We start from the raw sequence: 26,258 nt of genomic DNA, 5'->3' as shown, positions 1-26,258 counted from the left end.
GCAGTTGATTTGCCTGAGCGGCTCATGCAAAACAAGCCCCGAACCTTTGCGGCATGCAGTCGCGGCGGTTCGAACACCAGTGTGAAAGATAGTTGATGCCCGTCCGCCTCCGCAAATTTATCGGTACGATTGTGCTCGTCGTGCTCGTGCTCGCCTATGCGGTGCTAGCAAACACGATCGCCGTTGCCACGCTCGGTGACGCGCCATGGTGGGGACAGCTTCTCTACTTTCTCCTGACCGGCTTGCTGTGGGTACTCCCGGCCATGGTCCTCATCAAATGGATGGCCGGGCCGAAGCAGCGGTGATCCGTTAACGACGCGATAACCGTGATCGACAGAAAGCACCGACGATCTCTGCTTATAAAACAAATGGATCCTCCGTTGGCCTATTCTTCGCGCCGGTAAGTCAGACCGGAGAAGACCCGTGCAGGCGCAGACGCTTCCTGTTTCAGATAGAGCGCAACATCTCATAAGATCCGACGCTGGCGTTTCCAAACTGCGCGTGGTGAACGCGCAGTTTGCGGTAAGCGAACTTAATATCGTCATCTTGGATAGCATGGAGCCGCTGGAAGCGGTCTGGCGTGAGCTCGATCGTGACAATCTGAACTCCCTGCATCAAAGCTACGACTGGTGCCTATCCTGGACCAAAGCCTTCGGGCACCAGTTGTCGATCGTCTGGGGCAGGCTCGGCGAAGAGACCGCCTTCATTCTGCCGGTGGAGATAAACAGGTTTCACGGCTTCCGCACCGCCAGATTTGTCGGCGCCGATCACAGCAACATTAACACGGGTCTCTTCACAACTCGCTTCGTCGAGCTGGCCACCAATATCGAGCCGCAAAAATTCGCCGAGTCCATGCGTCGCGCCTTGGTCGGACGCGCCGACCTGCTTCTGCTGCAGAACATCCCGTTGGATTGGCGCGGTCGCCGCAACCCTTTGGCACTGCTGCCGATGGTTCAGAACCAGAATCACGCCTACCACCTTCCGCTCTTGGCTGGCATGGAGTCGACGCTCCAGCAAGTGAACGCAAAGGGACGGCGTAAGAAGTTCCGCACGCAGCTGAGACGTCTGGAGGCGCTGGGCGGGTTCGATTACGTTTCTTCGGGAACCGCGGAGGAGCAGCACCTTCTGCTCGATCGCTTCTTCAAGCAGAAGCGCGAACGATTCAAGGCGCTCGGACTGCCAGATGCGTTTGAAGATCCGCGAACCAGGGCTTTCCTGCATGGCGCAATCGACGTCGGCGAGCGTGATGGCGAAACGGTCGGGCTGGAGATGCACGCTATCCGCCTGAAAGGCGATCGCGACGGCGATATTGCTGCGCTCGCTGGTCTTTCTCGTAAAGGGGACCACATCATTTGCCAGCTCAGTGCGATCGACGAAAGCCTCGTGGTGGAGGCGAGCCCAGGCGAATTTCTGTTCTGGCAGATGATCGCCGGTCAGCATGGCAGGGGTGTCAGCCTCTTCGACTTCGGTCTTGGCGATCAGCGATACAAGCGTTCATGGGCCCCTGTAGAGATCGAGCACTATGACGTTGTCCTGCCGCTTTCCCTGCGCGGCACAGTGGCTGGCTTTGTTCACCGGGCAATCACCCGAGGCAAAGCCTTCATCAAGTCTCACCAGAAGAGCTACCGCGTTGTACAGCGTCTACGTCGACTGATTGGTGTTTGATCACGCGGCATGCCGAGAGATCGGGTTTTCAAGAGGCTCGTCACGGTCTGACATCAGCACGACGCGTTCGTAACCAGCCGCTTCGAACTCGCTCATGGCAGTCACGAACTCCTGCTCGACGATTTCAGGCATCGAGAGGATGATCTCGACGTCCTTGCTCTGCGTCAGCCGCGAAACGCCGGCCACATCGGCCGCGCCACACTCCACGACCACCAGATCATAGGCCGAGACTAGAGCATCCAGCAGCAGGGATAGGCGATCGGCACCGCGCATCGCCCGGCGCGGATCACTGATGCCCTGCGGAATGAGGTGCGCATCGGAGCGGCTATCACCATGAATCGTATCGCCGAAAGCGGCATCGCCACAGAGCAGGTCGGTTATCCCAAGCATGCTGCGATTGTCGGCCATGAGGTCCGTCGGCAGGCCGGAGCCCGTCATATCGACCAGAATGACCCGTGAGCCGTCATTTGCCAACTTGCGCACGAGGGATACGGTTGCTGCAGAGCCGTCATCTCCGGTCGGTGAAATAGCAATCGCAAGAGGCGCCCTGCTGCCACGAAGATACTCCGAAACAGATGCTATCGAGAACTCATTCGTTTCCAAGACGTTCTCTTCCTCGACCGGCTCTGCAACCGGCTCCTCATCGACGGGTGTAGCGAGGAGACTCGGCGTAGCCACTCGCTTAGCGGAGGCGGCTGTCACCGATTGAGGCTCCTCGTCGTCCCGCGCTTCCTCTTCGGGAGGCTCGACGGGGCGAAGAGCCCGACCGCTGAAGAGTTCGACGAGCATGATTACAATCGATGTCATGATGAAAGTTGCCAAGGTAGCGACGATGACGATCGGCAGAACTTTCGGGAAATAGGGATCGACCGGCTGTATAGCCTTCGACACGATGCGGGCGTCGGCCGGGCTTGAATTCTTGTCGGCGCGCGACGCCGCCTCGCGGTAACGGGAGAGATAGGTCTCCAAAAGTTGGCGCTGCGCCGTCGCCTCACGCGTCAGGGCGTTAAGGCCCACCTCGTCTTCGCCAGCTTGGGCGCTGTTCGCCTTCAACTTGTCGGCCTGCTGCTCCAGCTCCTTTTGGCGAACGGCGGCGACCTTCGCTTCGTTTTCGATGCTTGCCAGGATCTTTTGGGTCTCTTGGCGAATCTGAACCTTGATGTCCGACAACTGCGCGCGAAGGCTTTTCAGGCGAGGATGGTTGTTTAGCAAGGACGTCTGCAGGTCGGATATCTGCGACTGCAGCGCTGATTCCGTGCCCTTCAGCCGCTGAAGCGACTGAGACGACATGATGTCCTGCAACGTATCTGATGGTTCACCGGAGGAGAGAGCATCGCGTACGGACTGGGCACGCGCCTCGGCGTTTGCGCGGTCTCCCCGGACGCGGGTAAGCTCCGCCGAAATGTCGTTCAATTGCTGTGTGGCGAAATTCGAGCCGCCGTTGGTCGGCAGCAATCCGTGCGCGGCGCGGTACTCCGCCACCTTCTGCTCGGCGTCATTCACCTTCTGCCGGAGATTTTCGATCTCCGGCTCCAGCCACCGCGTCGCCTCGGAATTCGAGTCCAACTTGGCCCCACTCTGTGTGGCAAGATAAACTGCTGCCATCGCATTGGGGATTGTCGCCGCGAGCTTAGGATCCTTCGAGGTGAACGTTATCCCGATCACGCGCGATCCCGGCACCTGATAGACCTGAAGCCTCTCCGTGAAGGCGTCGATTACGCGCTCCTCGGGGGGATTCTCATACGGATTCTTCTTCAGATGAAGCGCTACCAGGATATCGGTCAGCGCGGAGCCATTCGCGGCCGCATCAAATTCCGGCAAATCGTAGAGCGTCTGGCTGTTGATGATCTGCTTGATAAGATCCGCGGACTGCAGAAGCTGCACCTGGCTCGCAATATTGAGCTCGTCAAGGAGCGGGCCCGCATTGGTGTCGTTCACCTGCGCGTTGGCGAAGGCAGGAGCGCGCGGCTCGATCAGGATACGCGTCTCGCTTCGGTATTTGGGGGAGATCATCTTGGCGCCCGTGAAGGCGACCCCTGCCCCAAGGGCCGTGATCGCCAGGACCTTCAGCCGGCGTGCCCAGACAGCGCGGACCAATTGCCCGAGGTCGATGTCCACATCCTGATTACCCGATACGCCGGACATGCTGGTACTCCAAGAACAAACGTGGCCGCGAGGGTAAATGACTATAGTAACCCAACGGTTAATGCTTGCTCGTGCCTTTCGACCGCATGTCGGCCGGTCGAAGCCAAAAAAATCGACGGTTTTTACCGAGCATTAACCCTAACGGATTGATAACGGCTGAGACCCAATTCGTTTTCCTACGAGCAGACGCGATGCCTCTCGCACAGCCCAAGTTCCTGATGGCTCTGAGCCTCGCCGCTATCACCGCGGTCGTGAGTGGCTGCAATAGCTACCAGCCTGCCCCTCAGGCCTTTAATCAGGCAACAATCCAGCCCTATTCGCTGGACAGTGGCGATCGACTGCGCATTACCGTGTTTGACCAGCCAAGCATGACCAACACGTATACGATCGACCAGGCTGGCTACATCGCTTTCCCGCTCATCGGACAGGTGCCAGCTCGCGGACGGACGCTGCAGCAGTTGTCGGGCCAGATCGCGCAGAAGCTGAAGCAGGGTTACCTGCGGGACCCTGATGTCACGATCGATGTCGACCGCTACCGCTCGATCTTCGTTATGGGCGAAGTCGGCCAGTCCGGCCAGTATGCATACGTCCCCGGAATGACGGTGCAGAACGCCGTTGCCGTTGCCGGCGGCTTCACCTCGCGCGCCAATCAGGGCGCGGTCGATGTGACCCGCAAGGTCAACGGGCAAGTGATGACGGGCCGCGTCAACATTTCTTCGGCGATCATAGCCGGAGACACCATCTACGTTCGCGAACGACTGTTCTAACCCTCGATGACTGAACAGCGCCCGCTCCGCATCCTCCATTGTTTCAGGTCACCGGTCGGCGGGATCTTCCGCCATGTCCGCGATCTGGTGCTGGAGCACAGCAAGGCGGGACACGAGGTCGGCATCCTTTGCGACAGCTCCACGGGCGGCGAGCATGAGGACCGCCTATTCGACGATATTCGACCCTTCCTGGCGATGGGATTGACGCGTATGCCGATGCGACGGCACGTCAGCCTCTCCGACCTAGGAATGCTCTGGGACACGTACAAGAACATCAAAAGTTTGCGGCCGGATGTGCTGCACGGTCACGGCGCCAAAGGCGGTGTGCTCGCGCGGCTTGCCGGCTCAGCCCTGCGGGTGAACAGGTATCGCGTAGCCCGCCTCTATACAGCGCACGGCGGAAGCCTGCATTATTCCCGCAGATCGCTCATGGGGCAATTTGTGCTCCGCATGGAGCGTCTGCAGGAGTACTTCACCGACGCCCTCGTCTTCATCTGCGAATACGAGCGCGATGCCTATACGGAGAAGGTTGGGCGCCCACGGACGGAAACGCGCCTAATCTACAACGGGATTGCCGAACGTGACTTCGAGCTGATCCCGACCCGTTCGGATGCTGTCCACTACATCTACGTCGGCATGCTTCGGGACCTTAAGGGTCCCGATCTCTTTGTAGAGGCCTTCGCGAAAGCCGAGCGCATTCTTGGACGACCACTTTCGGCTGTAATGATCGGCGACGGGCCAGAACGCGAGAAATACCGGGACATGATGATCGAGCGTGGTTTGGCCAAGCGGATCAGCATGCTGCCGGCAATGCGTGTTCAGCAGGCCTTCGCAATGTCACAGAATCTCGTCGTGCCGTCGCGCGCCGAAGCCATGCCTTACATCGTGCTCGAGGGTCTCGGCGCCGGCAAGACCATCATAGCGACCCGCGTCGGCGGCATTCCCGAGGCATTGGGCAGAAATAGTCCTGCCCTCGTAAACCCTGACGATTCCGACGATCTCGCGCGCGCAATGGCGGATGCGATCCGCATCCCCGATTGGCATGAGGCCGCGATGCCGTCGATGGAGCAAGTGAAGTCGGTTTTCTCGGCGTCCGTGATGGCCAATGATGTCTTGAAATTGTACCACGACCTCCTGGAGCCCAAGTCCAGGCAAGCTCTTGTGGTTGCTTCGTAAAAGTTTCTTAGGGGCTTTCTGCTATTGCCGTTCCGATAACCAGCGGCGGTAGCCTCATGAATAAGGCAGAGAAAAGCGATCAATTTGACCTGGAAGCGCTGCGCAAGCAGATTTCAGACATCAACCGACCCAGCGAAGACGCGAATGAAGAGGCCCAGTCGGAGCCGATCAATAGCTATGCCCGTCAGATCGCCGAGCAATTCAGCGCTGGAAACCGTTCGCCTGCCATCATCATCGGTCAATTCCGCCTGTTCGAATTTGCTTCGCAGTTTCTGATCGGGCTGCTTGTATTCCTTCTCTGGCAGGGCAATGAGGCGGAGACACTTTTAGGCCGCTCTATCGCGGCCGCGATTGTTGCAGCTCTCCTCGTATGTGGACTCCAGATCGCCGACACCTACTCGATCCCCGCCTTGCGCACGCGTCTACGCCTGCTGCCACGCGTCTTTGCCGTGTGGGGTTCGGTCTTCGTGATCGTCACTGGTGCAAACGTACTCGCCGGCAATGTCAGTTCGCCAGAGGTGCCGGCCTACTTTATCTGGTTCGTTATCGGCGCGATCTTCCTCCTCGCCTCTCGCTTCCTGATGGCTTATGGCATCCGCAACTGGTCGCGTAACGGTATCATGGAGCGCCGCGCAGTGATCGTGGGCGGCGGAGCTCCGGCCAAGGAGCTGATCCGAGTCCTCGAACAGCAACCCGACAACGATATCCGGATCTGCGGCATCTTCGACGATCGCGGCGAGAAGCGCTCGCCGATCATGGTCGCGGGCTATCCGAAGCTCGGAACGGTCGCCGAACTGGTCGAGTTTGTCCGCATCACGCGCATCGACATGCTGATCATATCGCTTCCGCTCAGCGCCGAGGCGCGCATTTTGCAGCTGCTGAAGAAGCTCTGGGTCCTGCCGGTCGACATTCGCCTTGCCGCTCACGCAAATCGCCTGCGCTTTCGTCCGCGCGCCTATTCGCGCATTGGGGCGGTCCCGATGCTCGATATCTTCAACAAGCCGATCCGGGATTGGGACTCGGTCGCCAAGCGCTGCTTTGACATCTTCTTTACGCTTCTTGCACTCGCGCTTTTGTGGCCGATCATGCTGGCAACAGCGATCGCCATCAAGCTGACCTCGAAGGGTCCGATCTTCTTCATGCAGAACCGGCATGGCTTCAACAACGAGATCATCCGGATCTTCAAGTTCCGTTCGATGTATGCCGACAAGGGCGATCCCACCGGTCGTGCCGCCGTCACTAAGGGTGATCCGCGCGTCACACCTGTCGGACGCTTCATTCGCAAGAGTTCGATCGACGAGTTGCCGCAGTTGTTCAACGTGCTGAAGGGCGACATCTCCTTGGTTGGGCCACGCCCGCACGCCATTCTCGCCCAGGCGCGAGACCGCCTCTTCGGCGATGTCGTTGAAGGCTATTTCGCGCGCCATCGCGTGAAGCCCGGAGTGACCGGCTGGGCACAGATCAATGGCTGGCGCGGAGAGGTCGATCACGACGACAAGATCAAGTTCCGGACGGCCTACGACCTCTATTACATCGAGAACTGGTCGCTCTGGTTCGATCTGAAAATCTTGTTCCTCACGCCCTTCCGGTTGTTCAATACGGAAAACGCCTATTGAGCGCGATCGAGGCAACACCTCTGCGCGTTGCCCAGCCGCAACGAGCAACGTTGCGGCTGCTTGGTTCGGCGATGGTCGCCTTTGGCGTCTTCCTCTCCGGCTTCGTCATCGACGAACCCGCACCCTACGAGTTGTGGATGGCCGCCCTTCTCGCCATCTGGTTCATCCTGGGTCTTAGGATTTCGCGCTTCACGGCGCCGCTTCTCGTATTGCTGCTTGCCTTTAACGTTGGCGGGATGCTTTCGCTGACGCAAATGAAGGATCTCGGGACTGGGCCGATGTATGTCGCGGTCTCGACCTTCCTCACGCTCACGGCGATCTTCTACGCAGCGATTATCGAGGACAGCCATCGGCGCCTCCCGCTCATTTTCAATGCCTGGGCGTTCGCCGCCGTTATAACGTCTCTGCTCGGAATCCTCGGCTACTTTCAGGCCTTCCCCGGCGCTGAGGTCTTCACGCTCTACGATCGCGCCAAGGGTGCGTTCCAGGATCCCAACGTATTCGGCCCATTCCTGGTCCCTCCATCCCTCTACCTCGTCCATGGCATTCTTGTCGGCAATTTGAGGACGTCTCCGATCAAAGCCTTTGCGTTGTTGATCCTGGCACTTGGCGTATTCCTGTCTTTCTCGCGTGCGGCCTGGGGTCTCTTTCTTCTCGGCATTGTCCTTCTGGTCTTCTGCATGTTGCTCAAGGAACGCACCGGCGCGTTTCGCCTGCGGATCCTTATCCTGTCGCTTGCCGCGATCATGCTGTTGGTCGGGTCACTCGTCGTTGCATTGCAGTTCCCGAAGGTCAGTGCGCTCTTTTCGGCCCGCGCCCAGCTTGTGCAGCAGTATGATGGCGAACACCTCGGTCGCTTCGATCGGCACCGCATTGGCTTCACGATGATGATGGAGCGACCGCTTGGAATCGGTCCGCTGGTCTTTGGCACGATGTTCCCCGAGGACGAGCACAATGTCTGGCTGAAATCGCTGACGAGCTACGGTTGGCTCGGCTTTCTGAGCTATGTCACAATGCTTTGCTGGACGATCTATCTCGGGTTCAGGAATCTCCTCAAGGATCGCCCGTGGCAGCCCTATCTGATGATTGCATGGATCGGGGTGCTAGGGCATGCCGCGATCGGCAACGTCATCGACATCGACCACTGGCGGCATGTCTACCTGCTTTTCGGGGTCGTCTGGGGCTGCGCTGCGCTCGAACAGCGCTATAGACGCGGCCTTACGGCGTGTCGGACTTGCGAACGAGCGCCGGCGCGCTAGTCTTTGATTCATGATCACAGCCACACAAATGCGCGGCGCCCGCGCCATGACCGGAATGAGCATAGAGCAACTGGCAGCCGCATCCGGGCTGCCCGCTGCCACCATCGAAACAATGGAGCGCGACGAGCAGGACGGCGAGCCGCACGCGTTGCTCGCGGTCAAGCAAGCGCTTGAAGCGGCGGGCATCATCTTCATCGCAAGCGGCAATCACGATGAGGGCGGGCCAGGGGTGAGATTGCGGGCCCGCACAGGGGTCGATGAAGGCATCCGCCCGGAAAACCTCAATGCAGCGAACGACGATTGATCCGGCCCCTCTTAGAGACTCGAGATTACAAATAGGCCTTTGCGAGTGCCGCGAGCTTGCCCTGATCTCTGACGCCCTGTCGGTAGAGCTGTATCAGGAGCGCGCCTATGGTTTCGGCGGCCGAGGTGTTTCGTGCAAGACCACGGTCCGTGCAGACATCATCAAGTACCTCCGACAGAAGATCGAGATCGTCGGAGAAAAGCGGTAGGTCACGTGGAAGAACTGGGGATTTGAGCATGATGTCAAAGGACCCATCGGGGCTACAAACACCGGAAGACATCATCGCCGGCCGCCCATCCAGAGCCGGGATCGCGGTCACTATGCTCCCGAGCCGGCCATTTATCAACTCAACATTTCCCGCAGAAACATTTATGTGAACGCACCTGCCGAGCCCGCTTGACGCGCAAATCCGGCCTCAGTTTTTCAAGCGCTCGGAGACGCGCTGCGATTGGAGCGAGCCCTCAATGATGATCCTTGCACTAACCTTCACAACGTAGGCCTCGGCCAGCTCGGTCAGCGCCAGCGCAACTTCGTGCTCGGGCCACCCCAATGATATCGCCTTCTCGATCAGAGCTCCAAAGGGCTCAGATAAAGATTCCCGACATGTTTCACTGGTCTTCCCGTCCGCCATGCGTCGTCCACCAACAATTGCATGGCGTATATTACACACTTCTAATAATTATTCGAGTTATCGAGGCAAGCTTTGAAGAGCTCCACCACGAGCAGCGGAAATACTCGAGAACGAGCGCGCGCTCGCACCGCAACACATTGGTTTTCGACAATGTCACGATGATGACCTCCGGGCTTCTGGGGGTGCCGAAGGTTGATTTGTAAATGGTCGGGGCGACTGGACTCGAACCAGCGACCCCTTGACCCCCAGTCAAGTGCGCTACCGGGCTGCGCTACGCCCCGACCTGCCGAAACGGCCTGATCCTGTTAGTCTTTTGGGATTCCACACGCAAGAGGAAAATCGCCGGCGGTGAATAAAAAGGAATGAAGCGCGAGGAGAAGCGTGCTGCGACATAGAAAGTCCTAGGGGACCACGACGGGCGGTTCGCTTGCGTTCTCATCGAAAGTCAACAGGGCCGACTGGGCCGGTCGTAACGTGGCAGGCACTGAGCCGCCCGGTCAAGCGAAACTCTACGCGCCGACGGACGCAGAGGTTCTAGTGCACCCGGCTTGGGATCGCCTGATGAATTCGTTTCAGCGTGAACGGCTCGCTATCGCTGTGCGATGGATCCTACTTGCCCTCCATCGCCTCCCATCGTTTTTCCTTCCGCGTCTTTGGCTTCAGCTTCTTGTAGGTCCTATCGACAAAACGAAGGAACCTCGTCACATGCATCAGCCTGTCAACGATTGAGCTCAAATTCACGAGACGCTCCCCCAACACCTCGTTTGCCGTGAAAGCAATCTCGGTCGGAGAGTATTCCGGAAAGTGTGCGGAAAGCTCGGCATAAGGATTGGTCCGCTCGCGGCCAAGAATGTCGATCTTCCCGCGGCGATACATTAGTCGCAGGACCACTTGTTCGAACGTCCAGTCATGAACGTCAAAAACCTGATAGCGCTCGCTTCGCTTGGACGAGAAGCCCGCCAGGGTGACCCTTACTCCCAATTGGAGGTTGGCGAGCCAAAAGCACAACGCAAATCCGCTGGTTGGCAGACTTGTGGGTGGATAAAACGGAGCGAACACATCCGTCAGATCCAGATGCCTGACCTTCACATCACCAAATGCGGAAGCTGGGCTAGGCCTTTCGCTGCCACCGATAGTCAGATTGATGATCCCAAGGAAGCTGCCTTTATCAAAATACGGGAGAACCTTGGACACCTTGCCGCTTTTGACAAGGTTGGCTCCCTGTGCTCCGCTTCGCGACACCAGAACGGCAGCGCGCGTAAAGGGTTCGCTCAGGACCTTGTAGACCTTGTTGAAGAAGACAAAGAGCGTGGTCTCAGGAAAGCGCGACGTCAGCTCATCAATATCGACCTCGTCGCTGTTTGCGACCAAGACGATATCGCTGTAGCCGAGAAAAAATGATCTCCAGTCCTCCGAGTTGATTGCCGCTGCAGGAGTGGCGTTCATCGCTTCTAGATCGCTGGTATCAGATCTGCTCATCGTCCAAACCGTGTTTATGTTGTCGCACTAAAGGAATGCGTGCACGACAGTTGCGCGATCGCCGTTCCCACTTCTTCGCCTGTCCTGGTTTTCACCAGCCGCACCGGCATCCAACAAAGACGCCAAAAGGCACCGTTTCTCTACACCGCTCGTCCCTATAACGGTGCCTCGGGCGATACGGAAGCCCACAAGCAGGCTACTCGTGCCGATCCAACGAACTTAGCTTGACGAAAACGCCGACATTCAAGCATCACACCGGCGCGAACTGAGGATCGATCGCGAGCGCCTTGTCGAGCCACTTCTGGGCATACTCGACATCCTGCCAGTTCTTGAACCAAGGGCCGCCGTTGGTGTAGTGAACACCCTTGGGATAGCCGGCGGACGGCTTCGAGCTCCAGCCTTCCAGCCAGTTCCACTCTTCCGGAATCTCCCCGATCTCGCTGTCATCTGCCCATTGAAGGCGGTGAAGAAACGCACCGGTTTCCGCATTGACGCGTTCCGGCGTCAATTTGCGGGTGGAGGGATGGCCGCAATTGAAGAGCATGAACGAGGACCAGTTCTTCCGCGGATAGGTTGTCTGGACCTTTCCATCCATCTTCACGCTTTCCTTCGGCGTGTAATCATGATGGACGCAGGCAACGGCATGGTCTTCATTGCGATACTGCAGTAGGTCAGCGACGTCGCCAAAGAACAGGAAGTCGCAATCGCAAAACAAGGCCCAGCCTTTGTAATCGGCAAGCCATGGCGTAAAGAACCGGGAATAGGTGAATTCCGTCGACGCCAATGGATCGACCGCGCGAGTGTAGACGCCACGATCGATCAAGTCTTGTAGCTTGATCGGATGCACATCAACCTCGATCGAGGCATGTTCAAGCAGCGATTTCTTCGCGACTTCATAGGCGATATCTTCGCGTGAATCCCAACCGATATAGACCGAAAGTTCTGCCATGCGCACTCCCCTTTTCTTCAGTAATCAGCGGCCGATGGAACACTCGGCGCTGTTCTTGTCAGCGCCGATTGCTGCTAGCCGCGCATCGAAACGATGATGCCCTTGGGCGCATTGAATGCCCCTACTGCTTTTTACGGTCGAGCGTGAGAAACGCTCCTCTGAGCTCAAGTCCAATTTGAGCAAATGTGAATAACAAATGTAAACAACAAAACTCACCTTAAACGACAAAAAATGTGGACACTTCGCGATCTACGCGCGCCTCAAGTGGGTATCCGGCAATTTGGAGGGGATCGACGCAGCAGTCCACAGGGCATGCGAAACTGATCCATGCGCCGAAGCCCGTCCCGCCCCAGCCTCCCCGGGGATTGTTGCGAACGACCTCGGCATCTTCTAAGAGCGCCATGGCGAACAGGCCGTCAGCAGCACAATGTGGGCTCGGCTTTTCGGGCAAACCTAGGATGACCGAGCCGACGTATTCTGTGCGATATAGCAGTCCCGTGGCGCGCGTCAGTTGCCAAGGCTGCTTGCTTTGTGTCTGCTCATTGCAGACCAATCAAAGGCGAATCGTTGCCAAGATGGGGAAAGCTGACCATGAAAACCCTGCAAGCAATAGCAATTATGGTTCTGAGTTCGGCATGTATAGGTGCAGCGCAGCCGCCAACGACGACCGGCGATTTTGGCGCCCAGACGTTGGCGCTCATCAATGCTTACAGGGCGAGCCGCGGCCTGTCTCCGCTGGCCGCAAATGGCACTTTGAAAGCATTGGCCCGACAACATAGCCAATATCAAGCAGTCCGAAGAGCCATCAGCCACGATGGCTTCCGCCAAAGATCGGCTCAGGCAAGGGCTGCAGGCCTCAGTGTGGTGTGCTCGGAAAACGTCGGTGTTGGATATATGACGCCGCAGCAGCTCTTTTCCGGATGGAGGAACTCCCCAGGTCACAACACGAACCTGCTTCGACCCAACCTGCGGTATGCAGGAGTATCCGTAGTCGGAGGCTACTCGACTTTCTTCGCTTGCAGATAGTGTCCCATAGATTTTGACTGAACCTGCGGACCGCGGGAACCTGCAGCCGCCGGCATCCGGATCGAAAACGCTTGCTCGCCCAGCCCTCCCCGAATAAGAAACCTGCGAAACACGAGGGATAAGAGCATGCAGATCGAGATCCCCTGCCCGAAATGCAGGAACACCCGAATGAAATTCGAGCGGCCGGAGCCCGTCGACACCGATATCCTTGTCTGCTTCACCTGCGGGCATGAACTCGGGACACTGGGTTCGGTCAAGGCAAAGATGCTTGCCGCTTTTGAGCGCATGAAGAAGCAGGCGCGGCAACAGCGCAAGCACTAGCAGCCGCTATTTGACCAACGCAACGCGGCCGTCGGGGCCGGTGTCGACACGCCAGCCCCGGTAGTCGGGGATTGAAAAATGCGGCGTTACGAACGGCGTCGTATGCGTTTCGGTAATCACCGTCACATCGGCGCCCGCCGCTTCGCCAGCGAGAATTCCGGCAACGGCATCCTCGAATACCAGACATTTCGTCGGATCGACGCCGAGGCGCGTTGCGCCCAGCAGGTAGCACTCCGGGCTCGGTTTGCCGGCCGCCACTTCTTCACCGCTCACCATCGCCACCGGCATCGGAATGCCCGCCACCGCCATGCGGCGTCGGGCGAGTTCGATCGGAGCCGAGGTGACGATCGCCCATTTTTCCAGCGGAATGCTGTTCAGGAAATCGATCGCGCCGGGAATCTCGATGATGCCTCCAACGTCCTCCATCTCCTCCTTCAGCAATTGCCTTGCCTCGTACTCCGGATCGACGCCCGGCAGCGCCAGCTGGCGAATGACGTCGGATGCGCGAATGCCGTGGATCGTCTTGAGAAAAACCTCCGGTTCGAATCCATGCCGTATTGCCCATTCGCTCCAGACGCGTTCGACCACCGCAATCGAGTTCAACAGCGTACCGTCCATGTCGAACAGGAAGGCGTCGTAGAATTTGCCCGGAACGAAATGAGACGCGATCACGAAGGTTTCCTTGGTACTGACTGAAATCGAACTCGGTGCCAACGTATAGACACCCTACGGCGCGTGCGCATCCGCCGAGCTGGCGACGCTTCACTCACTGAGCCGTTGCTGCGCCGCGCCGGCAAACAGGGTCAACGAACCTGATCCAATAAGCGCTTGCATTCGAGGAGATCGTAGAGCGCTTCCTGTAGCAGAGCCCGATCCTCCTTGCCGACGCTCGACTTGCCGATCGAGATCTCGGGGGACTCTTCATCACTACCCCCGAAATTGAAAAAGCGCCGTGTGATCGGCGGCTTGGCGCGGCCGACGACCTGGTCCTCGTCGGATATTCCGACCCGCGGTTCGGCAGAATCGGCGCCATCCTGCTGACCGCCTGTCAGCGCCTGCACGCTGGCGAGATCGCCATGTCCGATCGAGATGACGAACTTGTTGCCATTGGTCTTCAGAAGCTTCTGCACGCCCTTGATCGTGTAGCCGTGGTCATAGAGCAGGTGGCGAATGCCCTTCAGGAGATCGATATCCTCGGGCCTGTAATAGCGGCGACCGCCGCCGCGCTTCATCGGTTTGATCTGAGGAAACCGCGTTTCCCAGAAGCGCAAGACATGCTGTGGAAGGTCTAGGTCGTCCGCCACCTCACTGATGGTGCGGAACGCATCGGGGCTCTTATCCAACATCCTTACTCCCTACGCGGTCTCGGGGTGCGCCGCGCGTCTGTTCGGCTGGTGAGGCGCAGCTGTGTCTCACGAACGTCAGAACCGAGCCGCGACTCATCATATTTCAACGGTTTGACGCCGCGAATTCAAGTCACGTCTTGAATACCGCACAGATCGTTCAGGGAGGATTGCAGATTGTTGTCGCCGAGCGAGAGGAGATTCCCTCTCTTCAGCCCGATCAGGAAGCCGGATTCGCGGCCTTCTGCTTGGTTTTGCGCAGAGTATGCGCCTTGAGAATCCGCGTCTTCAAGACATTGGACGCCTTGAAAGTCATGACGCGGCGGGGAGAAATCGGCACTTCCTCGCCGGTCTTAGGATTGCGACCAATCCGCTCATTCTTGTCGCGCACCTGGAAGGTCGCAAAAGACGAGAGCTTGACGGTTTCGCCGCGAACAATCGCGTTACAAATCTCGTCGATGACAGTTTCTACGAGCTCGGCAGATTCGGTTCTCGAAAGACCGACCTTGCGAAAAACCGATTCCGCCAGGTCTGCTCGCGTCACTGTCTTTCCGGTCATGGTTTCCCCGCCCATTTGCCAATTATATTATGAAAGCGAACAAAGAGTATTTGTCTTGCGCCTCACGGTCAAGCTCTTGTTCGTCGGTAGTTTTTTGGATTTTCGCGTTACCAGCGCAGGAGCGCTGCGCCCCAGGTGAAGCCGCCGCCCATCGCTTCAAGCATCACCAGATCGCCTTCCTTGATCCGGCCATCGCCGGCGGCCGTGGCCAGCGCGAGCGGAATCGAGGCCGCAGACGTGTTGCCGTGAAGATCAACCGTAATGACTACTTTCTCGGGCGCGATATGCAACTTCTTGGCGGAGCCGTCGATGATACGGCGATTGGCCTGGTGCGGTACGAGCCAGTCGAGATCGTCAGCCGTCGTCCCGGTCGCATCGAAGGCGGCCTGAATGACGTCGGTGATCATGCCGACCGCATATTTGAAGACTTCGCGGCCTTCCATGCGCAGCTTGCCCACAGTACCTGTCGTCGAGGGCCCGCCATCCACGTAGAGCTTTTCCTTGTGGGAGCCGTCGGAGCGGAGATGCGCCGTCAGCACTCCACGATCCGCAGTCGTGCCCTCGCCTTCCGCTGCCTCGAGCACGATCGCGCCGGCGCCGTCACCAAAGAGGACGCAGGTCGTCCGATCGTTCCAGTCGAGAATGCGCGAGAAGGTCTCGGCACCGATCACCAGCACGCGCTTGGCGAGGCCACCGCGGATATAGGCATCGGCCGTCGTCACGGCATAGACGAAACCCGTGCAAACGGCCTGGACGTCGAACGCAAAGCCATGGTGCATGTCCAGGCGGTTCTGAATGTTGACGGCGGTCGCCGGGAACGTGTTATCCGGCGTCGAGGTGGCACAGATGATGACATCGATGTCGGCTGCCGTCAGACCGGCTCTGTCGAGCGCCGCGCGCGCCGCAGCCTCACCGAGCGACGACGTCGTCTCCCCCTCGCCGGCGATGTAGCGCTGGCGGATGCCCGTACGCTGGACAATCCATTCGTCTGATGTGTCCACGACATCTTCCATGTCGCGATTGGTCATAACGCGTCTCGGAAGTGCGGCTCCGAACCCGCGAACAACTGAACGGATCATATTGCTTAAACCCCGTCGCTCATGCGGCTTCCGGCCCGATCGGGGGCAGCCGCTTGGCATGATACTTTTGAAGATCGTTTTCTATTTTCTGATTGAGGCCATTCTTGGCCATGTCGTAGCCGACCTCGATGGCAGCAGCGATGCCTTCGGCGTTGGCGCCACCATGGCTCTTGATGACGACACCGTTGAGGCCAAGGAAGACGCCGCCGTTCACACGGCTCGGATCCATCTTTTCGCGCAACATGTCGAATGCGCCCTTGGCGAAGAAGTAGCCGATCTTGGCAAGCAGCGTGCGCGACATTGCGGCGCGCAGATATTCGCCGATCTGGCGCGCCGTGCCTTCGGCCGCCTTCAAAGCGATATTGCCGGAGAAGCCTTCGGTAACGACAACGTCGACGGTCCCCTTGCCAAGATCGTTTCCTTCAACGAAGCCATAGTACTCGAGCGAGTCGACGTTTGCCTCGCGGAGCAGGCGACCTGCTTCCTTCACTTCTTCCTGGCCCTTGATCTCTTCGACACCGACGTTCAGCAAGCCGATCGTCGGACGTTCGATCTCGAACAGCGCACGGGCCATTGCCCCACCCATGAGGGCAAAATCCAACAGCTGCTGTGAATCCGCGCCGATCGTCGCGCCGACATCAAGCACGATGCTCTCGCCCTTCAGCGTCGGCCAGATCGCAGCGATCGCCGGGCGCTCGATGTTGGCCATCGTACGCAAACAGAACTTGGCCATCGCCATCAAGGCGCCGGTATTACCGGCAGACACGGCAACGTCGGCTTCCTTCGTCTTCACCGCCTCGATCGTCCGCCACATGGTGGAAACATAGCGACCACGGCGAAGCGCCTGGCTCGGCTTCTCGTCCATTCGGACGGCCAGTTCGCAATCGTGGAAAACGGTCTTTTCCTTAAGCTTCGGAAACCTGTCGAGAACCGGCTCGCATTGTTCCTTCAAACCATACATCACGAATGAAATATCGGGATGTCTTTCCAGTGCCTTAGCGGCGCCGGGGATGACAACCTGGGGACCATAGTCGCCACCCATGAGGTCGATAGAAATTCTGATCACGCGTCCCTGATCCTTATTTTTCGCCTCCGGCGGGCGAAATTTCGGCCAAAATACCGGTTTTCCCGTCGCTTACAACTGAATTGTGTCAAATCCCCAACGGGGTTCAGTCCTTTTTCCAATCCTTCAGCACGGCGAAGGCGGACGGCTTTTTATCGCTTTCTCCGGTGTCTTCTGTGTGACCAGCGAACTCAACGCCTGGCTTGCGCGGATAAGGATCGATCGCAAGAGCCGCAAATTCCGTCACCACCTCACCTACATCGATCGTATCGCCGGTAAAACTCTCGGGAAGGTCCGGACCATCAGGGTCGAGTACCATTTCACCTGCATCGTTGGCCGGTCGACGCGCGAGCTTCGAATTCTCGGGCACGAAGATCTGCTCGAAAGTCTCGTCGATTGCAGAAGGGACAGGATCAAGGGTGACGATGCAGGATTGAACAATATTCGCCTGAACCCTGCCTTTCATGCGGATACCGTCGCGCTTCCACCGCGCGATCTGGAGCTCTGCCTTGAGGCTGTCCACGGAAAGGACATTCCAGCTCTTGGCAAGATCCTCCAACTCCCGTTTGTCTGCCTCCAGGCGCACCTCGACAGGATTGGCCGATATATGACCGACGTTTACCAGATAGGAGAACGGCACATCATCTCTCTTGTTCTTCATCGTCTTTTCCTCAGGCAACCTTCGGGAGCGTCGCGGAGCCTGTCGCGATGACGTCTTCCGACTGAGACGAAAGATTGTCCTCGGCAGCAAACATCCAGTCTGCGAGGCCGCGCATATCAACTGGCTCATCCGCCTGGGGGTGAATGTTCCGGACAAGTGCTGCAGCAAGCCCTTCGGTGTCCCTGATGTCCATCGCCTTGGAGTAGGCCTCCAGGCGGCCATAGAACATGCCGGCCAGCTTCTTCATGCGTTTCGGCACGCTGTTGTCACCAATCCCGAGCTCACGGATGGAGTAATCGATATCCTCGAAGAAAGCGTCGACGATTTCCTGCGCGATCTCCTGACCACTGGTCCCGGACGTTCGCGTGCGCCGGAAGAAGAGGATCATCACCGCCGAGAGCATTTCGAAACGCCCCATGACCGTATCCGGGACGTTCAAGCGCTCATAGAGTGCCGGCATCCGCGCGGCCGACGTCAATGCTTGATATTGCCGATCTACGATTGCCTGGTTGTTGTTTTTCTTGCCAAAGAGCCCGAAGATCATCGTTTTTTCCGGAAAGGCCTCATTCTTGGCGCCAAGCGGCGTCCGGCCTTGTTGCATGATTTCGAAAGCTGGTTTACCGAAGCAGGCGCGAATTGCAATGCCGAAGGTGGCCACTTTCGGGACAGCACCCCATCTGTCCGCATGAGCCAACGGGACATCTCACCCCGGAATGGCCACAATGGTTTTGCATCAGCGATCTGAGGCCGGTGGCTGCCATTCATAATTTTAGGGAGTAGATGTCGTTGACGAAACGGTATTTCAAGTCTGACAAAAAATTCCTCAGCAATGCCGCCATTGCCATCATGATCGCCTCCGCCGGACTCTCAGGCTGCCAGACGCAGACCGTCCTGAACGGTGGATATGTTGCCGACGAGCAGTCCCTCAATCTCGTACCGGAAGGATCGAGCCGCGAGCAGGTTCTCCTATCCCTCGGCACACCGTCCACAACGGCGACGTTCGACACCGAGGTCTTCTACTACATTTCGCAGCGTCGCGAACGATCCATGGCCTTCCAGAAGCTGAAAGTCGTCGACCAGAGCGTTCTGGCGATCTATTTCGACAAGGACGGCATCGTTACACGCCGCGCGAACTACACGCTCAAGGATGGCAAGGTATTCGATACGATTAACCGCGTTACCCCGACGGGCGGGAAGGACTTCACCTTCCTGCAGCAACTCCTGTCGGGCGGCAGTGCCGCGAACGCTGCCAAGGGCCTCTTCGGTGGCGGCACCTCGCAGCCGGCCTCGCCGCAGAACCCGGCCAGCTTGCGCTAGCGGCGTCAGAACTCTCAAAGAAAAACCCGCCGGATCGCTCCGGCGGGTTTTTTAGTGTTCGTGGTTAGCCTCAGGCCAGAACCGCAAGAAGCAGAAGTGCCACGATATTGGTGATCTTGATCGCCGGGTTGACGGCCGGACCGGCTGTATCCTTGTAGGGGTCGCCGACCGTGTCGCCGGTGACCGAGGCCTTGTGAGCGTCGGATCCCTTCATGTGGCGAACACCGTCCTTGTCGACGAAGCCGTCCTCAAAGGATTTCTTGGCGTTATCCCACGCACCACCGCCCGAGGTCATCGAGATCGCAACGAACAGGCCGTTGATGATTACGCCGAGCAGCGATGCGCCCAATGCCGCAAAGGCAGAGGCTTTCGAGCCGGATATGATCAAAACGCCGAAGTAGACGACGATCGGCGCCAGCACCGGCAGGAGCGATGGAATGACCATCTCGCGGATGGCAGCCTTCGTCAGCAGGTCTACGGCCCGGCCGTAGTCAGGACGCTCCGTCCCAGCCATGATGCCCGGCTTTTCGCGGAACTGCCGGCGCACTTCCTCGACGATCGATCCGGCCGCGCGCCCTACAGCGGTCATCGCGATACCGCCGAAGAGATACGGGATCAATCCACCGAACAGCAGGCCGGCGACGACGTACGGATTCGACAGCTCGAACGAGATCGTGCCGATATTGGCGAAGTACGGATACTGGTCGCCATGCGCTGCAAAGTACTGCAGGTCATTCGAATAGGCGGCAAACAGCACCAGCGCGCCGAGACCGGCGGAACCGATCGCATAGCCCTTGGTTACTGCCTTCGTCGTGTTGCCGACCGCATCAAGCGCGTCGGTCGACTTGCGCACCTCAGGCGGCAGATGCGACATCTCGGCGATACCGCCGGCGTTGTCCGTGACCGGTCCAAAGGCGTCGAGGGCGACGATCATGCCTGCGAGACCGAGCATTGCGGTTACCGCGATGCCGGTTCCGAAGAGACCGCCGAGCTGATAGGTCGCCAGAATACCGCCCACAATGACGATCGCGGGCAGCGCCGTCGATTCCAGCGAGACCGCAAGGCCCTGGATGACGTTCGTGCCGTGGCCCGTCACCGATGCCTGAGCAATCGAATTGACCGGACGCTTGTTGGTGCCGGTGTAGTACTCGGTGATGACGACGATCAAAGCCGTGACGACAAGACCAACCAGTCCGCACGCGAACAGATTGGTCCCCGTGATCTCTGCGCCGCCGACGGTGCCGACAGGGCCCCAGCCGATCGTCAGCGACGTTGCAGCACCGAGACCGATGATCGACAGCAGGCCGGTGACGATGAGGCCCTTGTAGAGAGCGCCCATGATCGAGCCATTGCTGCCGAGCTTGACGAAGAAGGTGCCGATGATCGAGGTGATGATGCACGCGCCGCAGATTGCGAGCGGATACAGCATCGCCGATTGAAGAAGGGGCGCGCCGGCGAAAAAGATCGCAGCGAGAACCATCGTCGCGACGACGGATACGGCATAGGTTTCGAAAAGGTCGGCCGCCATGCCGGCGCAATCGCCGACGTTGTCACCGACGTTATCGGCAATCGTAGCGGGGTTGCGCGGATCATCTTCGGGAATGCCTGCTTCCACCTTGCCGACAAGGTCACCGCCGACGTCTGCGCCCTTGGTGAAGATACCACCGCCGAGACGGGCAAAGATCGAAATCAGCGACGCACCGAAACCAAGCGCGACCAATGAATCGATGACTTCGCGAGAGCTGCCTTCGTGCCCAAGCACGACAGTCAGAACATAGTAGTAGATGGACACGCCCAGAAGGGCGAGGCCGGCTACCAGAAGCCCGGTGATGGCACCCGACTTGAATGCGATCTCAAGTCCAGCAGACAGGCTCTGGGACGCGGCCTGAGCCGTGCGAACGTTGGCGCGCACCGAGACGTGCATGCCGATGAAGCCTGCGGCGCCGGACAGAACCGCGCCGATGAGGAAACCGATTGCAGCCGTGCCGGAGAGCAGCAGCCAGGCTGCAATGAAAACAACGATGCCGACGATTGCGATTGTCTTGTATTGGCGCGTCAGGTAGGCCTGCGCACCTTCACGAATATAGCCTGCAATTTCCTGCATGCGTTTGTTGCCCTGATCGGCGGCAAGCACCGACCGGGTTGCCCAGATGGCATAGACCACCGAGAGCAGACCGCACGCTATTACCCATAAAAGAATGCTCATTTCGCTCTTTCCTCCAAAAGAGCCGGAGCTCACTCCCTCTCCGGCTGCGAACACGCCGACTCGATTTCCTCCCACAGAAATGCTGCAACGTCGGCCGGAGATTGCGTGGAGGAAAACGGCGCGTCAAGCCCGCAAGGGCCAAAAGCCCTTGCAGCACAATGGGAACGGAGAATTTGGGGAGGTCGAGCCTGCCGGCCCGGCAGAACGCTACTTCTTGGCTTCGCCGCGGACCTGCTTTGCGATGCGGTCAAGCACGGCGTTGACGAGCTTGGGCTCATCGTCGCTGAAGAAGGCCTGAGCGATTTCGACGTATTCCGTCACGATGACCGCGACGGGAACATCCTTGCGATCCAGGATTTCAAAGACACCGGCACGCAGGATCGCGCGGACGGTGCTATCGAGGCGCGACAATGCCCAGTCGTCCTGTAGAGCGGACGCAATCATCGGATCGAGGCGACGCTGCTCTCGCACGACGCCGGAGACGATGGAGCGGAACCAGGAGGGGTCGGCCTTGAGATAGGTCTCGCCATCGAGTTCCTGGCCGAGGCGATGCGCCTCGTATTCGGCCACGATCTCCAGCACGCCGGTGCCACCAATATCCATCTGGTAGAGCGCCTGAACAGCAGCCAAGCGCGCAGCACCTCGCTGATTTGCAGTCTTGACCGGACGCTCCGAGTTCTCGTTGTTCATTCGTTATGCACCCAACTTCTTCTTCAGCTCGATCATTGTGAGAGCTGCACGGGCGGCAAATCCGCCCTTGTCCTTGTCCGAACGGCGGGCGCGAGCCCATGCCTGATCGTCATTCTCAACAGTCAGAATGCCGTTGCCAATGGCAAGGGATTCGCTCACAGCGAGATCCATCAGAGCGCGCGAGGATTCATTCGACACAATATCGAAATGGTAGGTCTCGCCGCGGATAACCATGCCAAGGGCGACATATCCGTCATACTGCGTACCATCATTATCTGCTCCGTCGAGCGCCATGGCAATCGCCGCCGGAATTTCGAGAGCGCCGGGAACGGTGACGACCTCATAGGTGGCGCCGGCCTCCTTCAAGGCGAAGGTCGCGCCTTCAAGCAAGGCATCGGCCATGTCGTCGTAGAAGCGTGCTTCGACGATCAAAATGTGGGGAGCGGTTTCTCGCGCCATGCTTCACCTTCGCAGCTAGAGGACTTCGCCATTCGGCAGGCCGCGGTCAAAACATGCCGCGACCGGAATGGCAAGCAAATTCCGAACTTGTTTTGGATGCAAATCCGGAATCACGGCAAGGACATGGTGGACGATCCTCGCATCACCTTGTGCCGGCGACGGCCCCGCGCCTCGAAGATGGCAAATGAAGGGCGATTGTCATGAACAATTTGTGACTAAATTCCAGATACTTGTTGGTTGAAGGCGGATGATCCGGACACCTATTTGAGCTGTGTAACGCTGGCGATCCACCACCAACGGCCGATCGCTAGAGCAGATGAAAGGATATTCCCATGAATCGCGTTGCCGCCATCGCCTCCGCAGTCGCTACCCTTGCCTTCGCAGATGCCAGTCGTGCGGAGAGCTTAGACACGAACGCCCCCTGGGGAATCGAACGAACGCTCCGAAGCTTCAGCGGCGGAAATCTCGACGTTCGGCAGGTGTACGATCACGGCGGTTCGGGAAATATAAGAGAACCGAAGTCCCATACCGCACGCAGCGTGAGCGATATCCAAATGATCCGCGCTGCCATTGCGGTGAACAAGCCTCTCGTGCATCAACGCAACGCCAGAGGCGTACTGCTGGGAAACATCGTCAACGCTGACCAGGCCGCGGATGGCGGCATCACCGTCTACTATCGATGAAAGCAAGGGCGACAGCGAAAGGATGTCGCCAGCATGATGCTTTGTGGTTGTATTTTCTCGCGGGATGGTGCCTCCTCTCCCGAAACAGGAGAGAGAAAAATGTCCGGCGTATCGAAGCCCGTCATTAACATCGCCGATTTGAAGCTTGAGCATTGGAAGCAAGGAGACCTGTACGAAGGCGCGGACGCCTCGTTCGGCTCGCTCCTCGGCCTCGCCGGTCTCGGCATAAGCTACAACGAAGTTCCACCCGGCAAATCCAGTTGCCCATTCCACAACCATCACGTGGAGGACGAGCTGTTTTTCGTTATTGAAGGCACGGGTGAATATCGCTTCGGCCCGGACCGCTACCCCATCCGGAAGGGCGACGCCCTTGGCGCTCCAGCAGGAGGACAAGAGACCGCCCATCAGATCATGAACACGGGTTCGACTCCGCTGATCTATCTCGGCATCTCCACCAAGGCGAAAACCGAAATCGTCGAATACCCCGATTCCGGCAAGTTTCTCGCCAAGACCAATCGCGACGGGGAACAAGCGAACCGCTTTCGCTTTATCGGCTGCGAGCGTGACAAGTTAGACTACTGGGATGGCGAGCCCGGCGCATGACTTCCATCCGAGAGAACACTTCGAAATGACCAACATTCCGACCATCGAGACAGCGCGGCTACTGCTGCGCCCGCACACTGTCGACGATTTTTCAGACTACGTGACGATGTGGAGCGACGAAGAGGTGGTGCGCTTCATCGGGGGTGTGCCCTCAACCCGCGAGCAAGCCTGGGCACGCATGCTGCGCGTCGCAGGCATGTGGCATCACATGGGCTTCGGCTTCCTGGCGATCGAAGAAAAGCAGTCAGGGCGCATTATCGGGGAAGCCGGCTTCCTCGACATGAAGCGGGACATGCATCCCGTCTCCACGGAAGGCACTTTGGAAACCGGTTGGGGACTGATGCCCTTCGCGCAGGGGCACGGCTACGCCAGCGAAGCACTCACGGCGCTGATCGCCTGGGCGGAAGAACGGTTCCCCTCCAAGCCAATGACCTGCATCATCGACCCAGAGAATGGCCCCTCGCTGCGGCTTGCGCGCAAGCTCGGCTTCCGCGAGGTGCAGCGATGCAACTATAACGGAGACGTTATTCTGCTTTCGCGGTCGGGAACTCTGCCAGCCTAGCGGCATAGCGGGCCATTGTATCGACTTCGAAATTGACGAAGTCGCCTGCCTTGCGATCACCCCAGGTCGTAACTTCAAGCGTGTGACGGATCAGCAGGACGTCGAAGTCCGTGCCGTTGACCGCATTGACGGTAAGCGACGTGCCGTCCAGGGCGATCGAGCCCTTGGGAGCGACGAACTTGGCCAGATGCTCGGGCGCACGCAGGCGGAAGCGTGTCGCGTCGCCCTCTTCGGTGACGGAGAGAACCTCGGCCTTGCCGTCGACATGACCGGAAACGATGTGACCGCCAAGTTCGTCACCGATCTTCAGCGAGCGCTCGAGATTGATGCGGCTGCCTTCCTTCCACGTCCCGATCGTCGTCAGACGCAGCGCCTCTTCCCAGGCTTCGACCTCGAACCAGCGACCATTGCTGCCGTCGCTCGGCAGACCAGTCACGGTCAGGCAGATGCCGGAGTGTGAGATCGAAGCGCCCATGTCGATGGTCGCCGGATCGTAGGCAGTGGCGACACGCAGCTTGATGCCTTCCTTGAGCGAGGAAACGGATTCGATCGTGCCGACGTCGGTGACAATTCCGGTAAACATCAAAGCTCTCTTTCGTATTCGTCCAGGCGGTCGTCGCCAAGCGTGAAGGTGCCCCTATGCAGGAAACCCGATGGCATATCGGTCTTCGTCACCGGCGATTCAATACCGTCCTGACCGATCACCGCCGGGCCTTGATAAAGCAGGATGCGATCGACGTACCCGGCATCAAGGAAGAGTCTCGCCGTCCGCGCACCGCCTTCGACGACAAGCGAGGAAATGCCGCGCGAAGCGAGCGCAGGCAGCAGCTCGTCCGGGCGGTTGGGATTGCATTGGACCACCTCGACGCCCGCCTGATCCAGAGCGTCACGGCGCGCGAGAAAGGCTTTGTCCTCGCTTTCATCAAAGCGGGGCGGCTCGGTCGCAACGACGATTAGCGGCACCTGCTTGGCAGTCGCAACCAGCTTGCTGCCCAACGGCAAGGAGAGTTCTTCATCGAGCACGATACGGATCGGCGAGCGGGTCTCTAGTCCAGGGGTGCGAACCGTCAGCAAGGGATCGTCGGCAATCGCAGTACCAATCCCAACCAGAATCGCATCAGTTTCCGCCCGCAGTTTCTGCACGTCGGCGCGTGCGGCAGGCCCAGTAATCGCAATCTGCCCCTCGCCCTTTTTCCCGATCATGCCGTCGGCGGAAACCGCAAGCTTGAGAGTCACATACGGCCGGTTCTTCGTCTGCCGGGTGAGGTAGGCCGCGAGCGAACGCTTGCCTTCGTCTTCGAGAACACCGGCCTCGACCTCGATTCCGGCATCGCGCAGCATGGCAATGCCCCTGCCCGAGACACGCGGGTCCGGGTCCATGACGCTTATGACGACGCGACCGACGCCATAGGCAATCAATGCCTCCGCGCAGGGCGGCGTCTTGCCGTGGTGCGAGCAGGGTTCGAGCGTCACATAGGCCGTGGCGCCTCGTGCCAGTTCGCCGGCCTCCGCCAGAGCTTGCGGCTCGGCATGCGGGCGCCCGCCGACTGCCGTCACGCCACGACCGACGATCTGCCCGTCACGCACGATGACGCAGCCGACCGAAGGATTGGTGGATGTCTGGCCGAGATGCAGGAGACCCAGGCGGATCGCCTCTTGCATAAAACGCGCGTCGTCTTCCGAAGCGCTCATGAG

Annotated in this window: 30 protein-coding genes and 1 tRNA gene; 13 read left to right on the top strand and 18 right to left on the bottom strand. The window is 58.8% G+C overall.

Going from position 1 to position 26,258, the window contains the following annotated elements:
* The first annotated feature begins 95 nt into the window (after nt 1–95).
* Together ATY80_RS07010 and ATY80_RS07005 are read left to right on the top strand one after the other, a co-directional pair.
* Nucleotides 96–305: a DUF2842 domain-containing protein gene (locus ATY80_RS07010; RefSeq protein ID WP_088691763.1), complete on the top strand. Its 210-nt coding sequence runs from the start codon at nt 96–98 to the stop codon at nt 303–305.
* Between the two features lie 118 nt (nt 306–423).
* On the top strand, nt 424–1,665 hold the full coding sequence (locus ATY80_RS07005) for a GNAT family N-acetyltransferase (RefSeq protein WP_088691762.1): 1,242 nt from the start codon (nt 424–426) through the stop codon (nt 1,663–1,665).
* On the opposite strand, the gene ATY80_RS07000 is transcribed toward ATY80_RS07005, so the two are convergent.
* The gene (locus ATY80_RS07000) at nt 1,666–3,810 is read right to left on the bottom strand and encodes a Wzz/FepE/Etk N-terminal domain-containing protein (RefSeq protein WP_088691761.1); all 2,145 of its coding nucleotides are present in this window, start codon (nt 3,808–3,810) and stop codon (nt 1,666–1,668) included.
* 191 nt (nt 3,811–4,001) lie between these two features.
* Here ATY80_RS07000 and ATY80_RS06995 point away from each other — a divergent pair, with 191 nt between their 5' ends.
* Genes ATY80_RS06995 through ATY80_RS06975 form a run of 5 tightly spaced genes read left to right on the top strand, consistent with a single transcriptional unit; the run spans nt 4,002 to nt 8,932 of the window.
* The gene (locus ATY80_RS06995) at nt 4,002–4,577 is read left to right on the top strand and encodes a polysaccharide biosynthesis/export family protein (RefSeq protein WP_088691760.1); all 576 of its coding nucleotides are present in this window, start codon (nt 4,002–4,004) and stop codon (nt 4,575–4,577) included.
* 6 nt (nt 4,578–4,583) lie between these two features.
* Nucleotides 4,584–5,753, top strand: coding sequence for a glycosyltransferase family 4 protein (locus ATY80_RS06990; protein ID WP_088691759.1), 1,170 nt, complete (start codon nt 4,584–4,586; stop codon nt 5,751–5,753).
* A 56-nt stretch (nt 5,754–5,809) separates the two neighbouring features.
* Complete coding sequence (locus tag ATY80_RS06985; RefSeq protein ID WP_088691758.1) at nt 5,810–7,369, top strand: undecaprenyl-phosphate glucose phosphotransferase; 1,560 nt, start codon at nt 5,810–5,812, stop codon at nt 7,367–7,369.
* Nucleotides 7,366–8,628 carry an O-antigen ligase family protein gene (locus tag ATY80_RS06980; RefSeq protein ID WP_088691757.1) on the top strand — a complete coding sequence of 421 codons (1,263 nt, stop codon included), beginning with the start codon at nt 7,366–7,368 and terminating at the stop codon, nt 8,626–8,628. Before ATY80_RS06985 ends, ATY80_RS06980 begins: the two co-directional genes overlap by 4 nt.
* 10 nt (nt 8,629–8,638) lie before the next feature.
* Nucleotides 8,639–8,932, top strand: a complete 294-nt coding sequence (locus ATY80_RS06975) for a helix-turn-helix domain-containing protein (protein WP_088691756.1) — start codon at nt 8,639–8,641, stop codon at nt 8,930–8,932.
* Between the two features lie 25 nt (nt 8,933–8,957).
* Here ATY80_RS06975 and ATY80_RS06970 read toward each other — a convergent pair whose 3' ends face one another.
* The 5 genes from ATY80_RS06970 to ATY80_RS06950 all read right to left on the bottom strand — a co-directional run bounded on the left by ATY80_RS06970 (nt 8,958) and on the right by ATY80_RS06950 (nt 11,991).
* Nucleotides 8,958–9,170: a hypothetical protein gene (locus ATY80_RS06970; protein ID WP_088691869.1), complete on the bottom strand. Its 213-nt coding sequence runs from the start codon at nt 9,168–9,170 to the stop codon at nt 8,958–8,960.
* A gap of 177 nt (nt 9,171–9,347) precedes the next feature.
* Nucleotides 9,348–9,563: a hypothetical protein gene (locus tag ATY80_RS06965; RefSeq protein WP_088691755.1), complete on the bottom strand. Its 216-nt coding sequence runs from the start codon at nt 9,561–9,563 to the stop codon at nt 9,348–9,350.
* Between the two features lie 204 nt (nt 9,564–9,767).
* Nucleotides 9,768–9,844: transfer RNA gene (locus ATY80_RS06960), tRNA-Pro, on the bottom strand.
* 328 nt (nt 9,845–10,172) lie between these two features.
* The gene (locus tag ATY80_RS06955; RefSeq protein ID WP_088691754.1) at nt 10,173–11,042 is read right to left on the bottom strand and encodes a 3-deoxy-manno-octulosonate cytidylyltransferase; all 870 of its coding nucleotides are present in this window, start codon (nt 11,040–11,042) and stop codon (nt 10,173–10,175) included.
* Between the two features lie 250 nt (nt 11,043–11,292).
* Nucleotides 11,293–11,991 (bottom strand): glycosyltransferase, encoded by a 699-nt coding sequence (locus tag ATY80_RS06950; RefSeq protein WP_088691753.1) that lies wholly within the window; start codon nt 11,989–11,991, stop codon nt 11,293–11,295.
* Between the two features lie 591 nt (nt 11,992–12,582).
* Here ATY80_RS06950 and ATY80_RS06945 point away from each other — a divergent pair.
* Together ATY80_RS06945 and ATY80_RS28860 are read left to right on the top strand one after the other, a co-directional pair.
* On the top strand, nt 12,583–13,017 hold the full coding sequence (locus ATY80_RS06945; RefSeq protein WP_088691752.1) for a CAP domain-containing protein: 435 nt from the start codon (nt 12,583–12,585) through the stop codon (nt 13,015–13,017).
* A gap of 168 nt (nt 13,018–13,185) precedes the next feature.
* Nucleotides 13,186–13,338: a hypothetical protein gene (locus ATY80_RS28860; protein ID WP_189637096.1), complete on the top strand. Its 153-nt coding sequence runs from the start codon at nt 13,186–13,188 to the stop codon at nt 13,336–13,338.
* 6 nt (nt 13,339–13,344) lie between these two features.
* On the opposite strand, the gene ATY80_RS06940 is transcribed toward ATY80_RS28860, so the two are convergent.
* The 7 genes from ATY80_RS06940 to ATY80_RS06910 form a co-directional block, all read right to left on the bottom strand.
* Nucleotides 13,345–14,010 carry an HAD family hydrolase gene (locus ATY80_RS06940; protein WP_088691751.1) on the bottom strand — a complete coding sequence of 222 codons (666 nt, stop codon included), beginning with the start codon at nt 14,008–14,010 and terminating at the stop codon, nt 13,345–13,347.
* Between the two features lie 131 nt (nt 14,011–14,141).
* The gene (locus tag ATY80_RS06935) at nt 14,142–14,684 is read right to left on the bottom strand and encodes a MerR family transcriptional regulator (RefSeq protein ID WP_088691750.1); all 543 of its coding nucleotides are present in this window, start codon (nt 14,682–14,684) and stop codon (nt 14,142–14,144) included.
* Between the two features lie 217 nt (nt 14,685–14,901).
* Entirely contained in the window at nt 14,902–15,240 is a 339-nt protein-coding gene (locus ATY80_RS06930; protein WP_007531489.1) for an integration host factor subunit alpha, read from the bottom strand.
* A 107-nt stretch (nt 15,241–15,347) separates the two neighbouring features.
* Nucleotides 15,348–16,319 carry a beta-ketoacyl-ACP synthase III gene (locus tag ATY80_RS06925; protein ID WP_088691749.1) on the bottom strand — a complete coding sequence of 324 codons (972 nt, stop codon included), beginning with the start codon at nt 16,317–16,319 and terminating at the stop codon, nt 15,348–15,350.
* A 19-nt stretch (nt 16,320–16,338) separates the two neighbouring features.
* Nucleotides 16,339–17,385 carry a phosphate acyltransferase PlsX gene (gene plsX, locus ATY80_RS06920; RefSeq protein WP_088691748.1) on the bottom strand — a complete coding sequence of 349 codons (1,047 nt, stop codon included), beginning with the start codon at nt 17,383–17,385 and terminating at the stop codon, nt 16,339–16,341.
* Nucleotides 17,386–17,488: 103 nt separating this feature from the next.
* Nucleotides 17,489–18,043, bottom strand: a complete 555-nt coding sequence (locus ATY80_RS06915; protein WP_088691747.1) for a DUF177 domain-containing protein — start codon at nt 18,041–18,043, stop codon at nt 17,489–17,491.
* A 10-nt stretch (nt 18,044–18,053) separates the two neighbouring features.
* Nucleotides 18,054–18,644, bottom strand: coding sequence for a ubiquinol-cytochrome C chaperone family protein (locus ATY80_RS06910; RefSeq protein WP_189637103.1), 591 nt, complete (start codon nt 18,642–18,644; stop codon nt 18,054–18,056).
* 179 nt (nt 18,645–18,823) lie between these two features.
* Here ATY80_RS06910 and ATY80_RS06905 point away from each other — a divergent pair, with 179 nt between their 5' ends.
* Nucleotides 18,824–19,360: an outer membrane protein assembly factor BamE gene (locus ATY80_RS06905; RefSeq protein ID WP_088691746.1), complete on the top strand. Its 537-nt coding sequence runs from the start codon at nt 18,824–18,826 to the stop codon at nt 19,358–19,360.
* Nucleotides 19,361–19,430: 70 nt separating this feature from the next.
* Here ATY80_RS06905 and ATY80_RS06900 read toward each other — a convergent pair whose 3' ends face one another.
* The 3 genes from ATY80_RS06900 to ATY80_RS06890 form a co-directional block, all read right to left on the bottom strand.
* Nucleotides 19,431–21,566, bottom strand: coding sequence for a sodium-translocating pyrophosphatase (locus ATY80_RS06900; RefSeq protein ID WP_088691745.1), 2,136 nt, complete (start codon nt 21,564–21,566; stop codon nt 19,431–19,433).
* A 207-nt stretch (nt 21,567–21,773) separates the two neighbouring features.
* Entirely contained in the window at nt 21,774–22,256 is a 483-nt protein-coding gene (gene nusB / locus ATY80_RS06895) for a transcription antitermination factor NusB (RefSeq protein WP_088691744.1), read from the bottom strand.
* A gap of 3 nt (nt 22,257–22,259) precedes the next feature.
* Nucleotides 22,260–22,715, bottom strand: coding sequence for a 6,7-dimethyl-8-ribityllumazine synthase (locus ATY80_RS06890; protein WP_007801069.1), 456 nt, complete (start codon nt 22,713–22,715; stop codon nt 22,260–22,262).
* 332 nt (nt 22,716–23,047) lie between these two features.
* Between ATY80_RS06890 and ATY80_RS06885 the strand changes: the two genes are divergently transcribed.
* The 3 genes from ATY80_RS06885 (at nt 23,048) to ATY80_RS06875 (ending at nt 24,563) form a co-directional block, all read left to right on the top strand.
* Nucleotides 23,048–23,398 carry a hypothetical protein gene (locus ATY80_RS06885; RefSeq protein ID WP_088691743.1) on the top strand — a complete coding sequence of 117 codons (351 nt, stop codon included), beginning with the start codon at nt 23,048–23,050 and terminating at the stop codon, nt 23,396–23,398.
* A 99-nt stretch (nt 23,399–23,497) separates the two neighbouring features.
* Complete coding sequence (locus ATY80_RS06880; protein ID WP_088691742.1) at nt 23,498–24,001, top strand: cupin domain-containing protein; 504 nt, start codon at nt 23,498–23,500, stop codon at nt 23,999–24,001.
* A 25-nt stretch (nt 24,002–24,026) separates the two neighbouring features.
* The gene (locus ATY80_RS06875) at nt 24,027–24,563 is read left to right on the top strand and encodes a GNAT family N-acetyltransferase (protein WP_088691867.1); all 537 of its coding nucleotides are present in this window, start codon (nt 24,027–24,029) and stop codon (nt 24,561–24,563) included.
* Here the strand turns inward: ATY80_RS06875 and ATY80_RS06870 are convergent.
* Nucleotides 24,526–25,146: a riboflavin synthase gene (locus tag ATY80_RS06870; protein WP_088691741.1), complete on the bottom strand. Its 621-nt coding sequence runs from the start codon at nt 25,144–25,146 to the stop codon at nt 24,526–24,528. The two genes, ATY80_RS06875 and ATY80_RS06870, sit on opposite strands and share 38 nt — an antisense overlap.
* A complete protein-coding gene (gene ribD, locus ATY80_RS06865) occupies nt 25,146–26,255 on the bottom strand; it encodes a bifunctional diaminohydroxyphosphoribosylaminopyrimidine deaminase/5-amino-6-(5-phosphoribosylamino)uracil reductase RibD (RefSeq protein WP_088691740.1) in 1,110 nt (369 codons plus the stop codon). The genes ATY80_RS06870 and ribD overlap by 1 nt, the downstream gene beginning before the upstream one ends.
* Nucleotides 26,256–26,258: the final 3 nt, after the last annotated feature.

The sequence above is a fragment of the Rhizobium sp. R711 genome, assembly GCF_002211365.1.
In the GTDB taxonomy this organism is placed as follows: domain Bacteria; phylum Pseudomonadota; class Alphaproteobacteria; order Rhizobiales; family Rhizobiaceae; genus Rhizobium.
The sequence above is the reverse complement of the archived record's forward strand: the minus strand, read 5'-3'. Positions and strand labels throughout refer to the sequence as shown.

Bases quoted from the DNA above. Each gene is read 5' to 3' on its own strand.
- ATY80_RS06910 (WP_189637103.1), bottom strand. From the start codon at position 18,644: ATGCAACAAGGCCGGACGCCGCTTGGCGCCAAGAATGAGGCCTTTCCG.
- ATY80_RS06945 (WP_088691752.1), top strand. From the start codon at position 12,583: ATGAAAACCCTGCAAGCAATAGCAATTATGGTTCTGAGTTCGGCATGT.
- ATY80_RS06990 (WP_088691759.1), top strand. From the start codon at position 4,584: ATGACTGAACAGCGCCCGCTCCGCATCCTCCATTGTTTCAGGTCACCG.
- ATY80_RS06885 (WP_088691743.1), top strand. From the start codon at position 23,048: ATGAATCGCGTTGCCGCCATCGCCTCCGCAGTCGCTACCCTTGCCTTC.
- ATY80_RS06970 (WP_088691869.1), bottom strand. From the start codon at position 9,170: ATGCTCAAATCCCCAGTTCTTCCACGTGACCTACCGCTTTTCTCCGAC.
- ATY80_RS07010 (WP_088691763.1), top strand. From the start codon at position 96: ATGCCCGTCCGCCTCCGCAAATTTATCGGTACGATTGTGCTCGTCGTG.
- ATY80_RS06905 (WP_088691746.1), top strand. From the start codon at position 18,824: ATGTCGTTGACGAAACGGTATTTCAAGTCTGACAAAAAATTCCTCAGC.
- ATY80_RS06965 (WP_088691755.1), bottom strand. From the start codon at position 9,563: ATGGCGGACGGGAAGACCAGTGAAACATGTCGGGAATCTTTATCTGAG.
- ATY80_RS06955 (WP_088691754.1), bottom strand. From the start codon at position 11,042: ATGAGCAGATCTGATACCAGCGATCTAGAAGCGATGAACGCCACTCCT.
- ATY80_RS06900 (WP_088691745.1), bottom strand. From the start codon at position 21,566: ATGAGCATTCTTTTATGGGTAATAGCGTGCGGTCTGCTCTCGGTGGTC.
- ATY80_RS06985 (WP_088691758.1), top strand. From the start codon at position 5,810: ATGAATAAGGCAGAGAAAAGCGATCAATTTGACCTGGAAGCGCTGCGC.
- ATY80_RS06950 (WP_088691753.1), bottom strand. From the start codon at position 11,991: ATGGCAGAACTTTCGGTCTATATCGGTTGGGATTCACGCGAAGATATC.
- ATY80_RS06915 (WP_088691747.1), bottom strand. From the start codon at position 18,043: ATGAAGAACAAGAGAGATGATGTGCCGTTCTCCTATCTGGTAAACGTC.
- ATY80_RS06890 (WP_007801069.1), bottom strand. From the start codon at position 22,715: ATGGCGCGAGAAACCGCTCCCCACATTTTGATCGTCGAAGCACGCTTC.
- ATY80_RS06875 (WP_088691867.1), top strand. From the start codon at position 24,027: ATGACCAACATTCCGACCATCGAGACAGCGCGGCTACTGCTGCGCCCG.
- ATY80_RS28860 (WP_189637096.1), top strand. From the start codon at position 13,186: ATGAAATTCGAGCGGCCGGAGCCCGTCGACACCGATATCCTTGTCTGC.
- ATY80_RS06880 (WP_088691742.1), top strand. From the start codon at position 23,498: ATGTCCGGCGTATCGAAGCCCGTCATTAACATCGCCGATTTGAAGCTT.
- ATY80_RS06935 (WP_088691750.1), bottom strand. From the start codon at position 14,684: ATGTTGGATAAGAGCCCCGATGCGTTCCGCACCATCAGTGAGGTGGCG.
- ATY80_RS06930 (WP_007531489.1), bottom strand. From the start codon at position 15,240: ATGACCGGAAAGACAGTGACGCGAGCAGACCTGGCGGAATCGGTTTTT.
- nusB (WP_088691744.1), bottom strand. From the start codon at position 22,256: ATGAACAACGAGAACTCGGAGCGTCCGGTCAAGACTGCAAATCAGCGA.
- ATY80_RS06975 (WP_088691756.1), top strand. From the start codon at position 8,639: ATGATCACAGCCACACAAATGCGCGGCGCCCGCGCCATGACCGGAATG.
- ATY80_RS06870 (WP_088691741.1), bottom strand. From the start codon at position 25,146: ATGTTTACCGGAATTGTCACCGACGTCGGCACGATCGAATCCGTTTCC.
- ATY80_RS06995 (WP_088691760.1), top strand. From the start codon at position 4,002: ATGCCTCTCGCACAGCCCAAGTTCCTGATGGCTCTGAGCCTCGCCGCT.
- ATY80_RS07000 (WP_088691761.1), bottom strand. From the start codon at position 3,810: ATGTCCGGCGTATCGGGTAATCAGGATGTGGACATCGACCTCGGGCAA.
- ribD (WP_088691740.1), bottom strand. From the start codon at position 26,255: ATGAGCGCTTCGGAAGACGACGCGCGTTTTATGCAAGAGGCGATCCGC.
- ATY80_RS06925 (WP_088691749.1), bottom strand. From the start codon at position 16,319: ATGATCCGTTCAGTTGTTCGCGGGTTCGGAGCCGCACTTCCGAGACGC.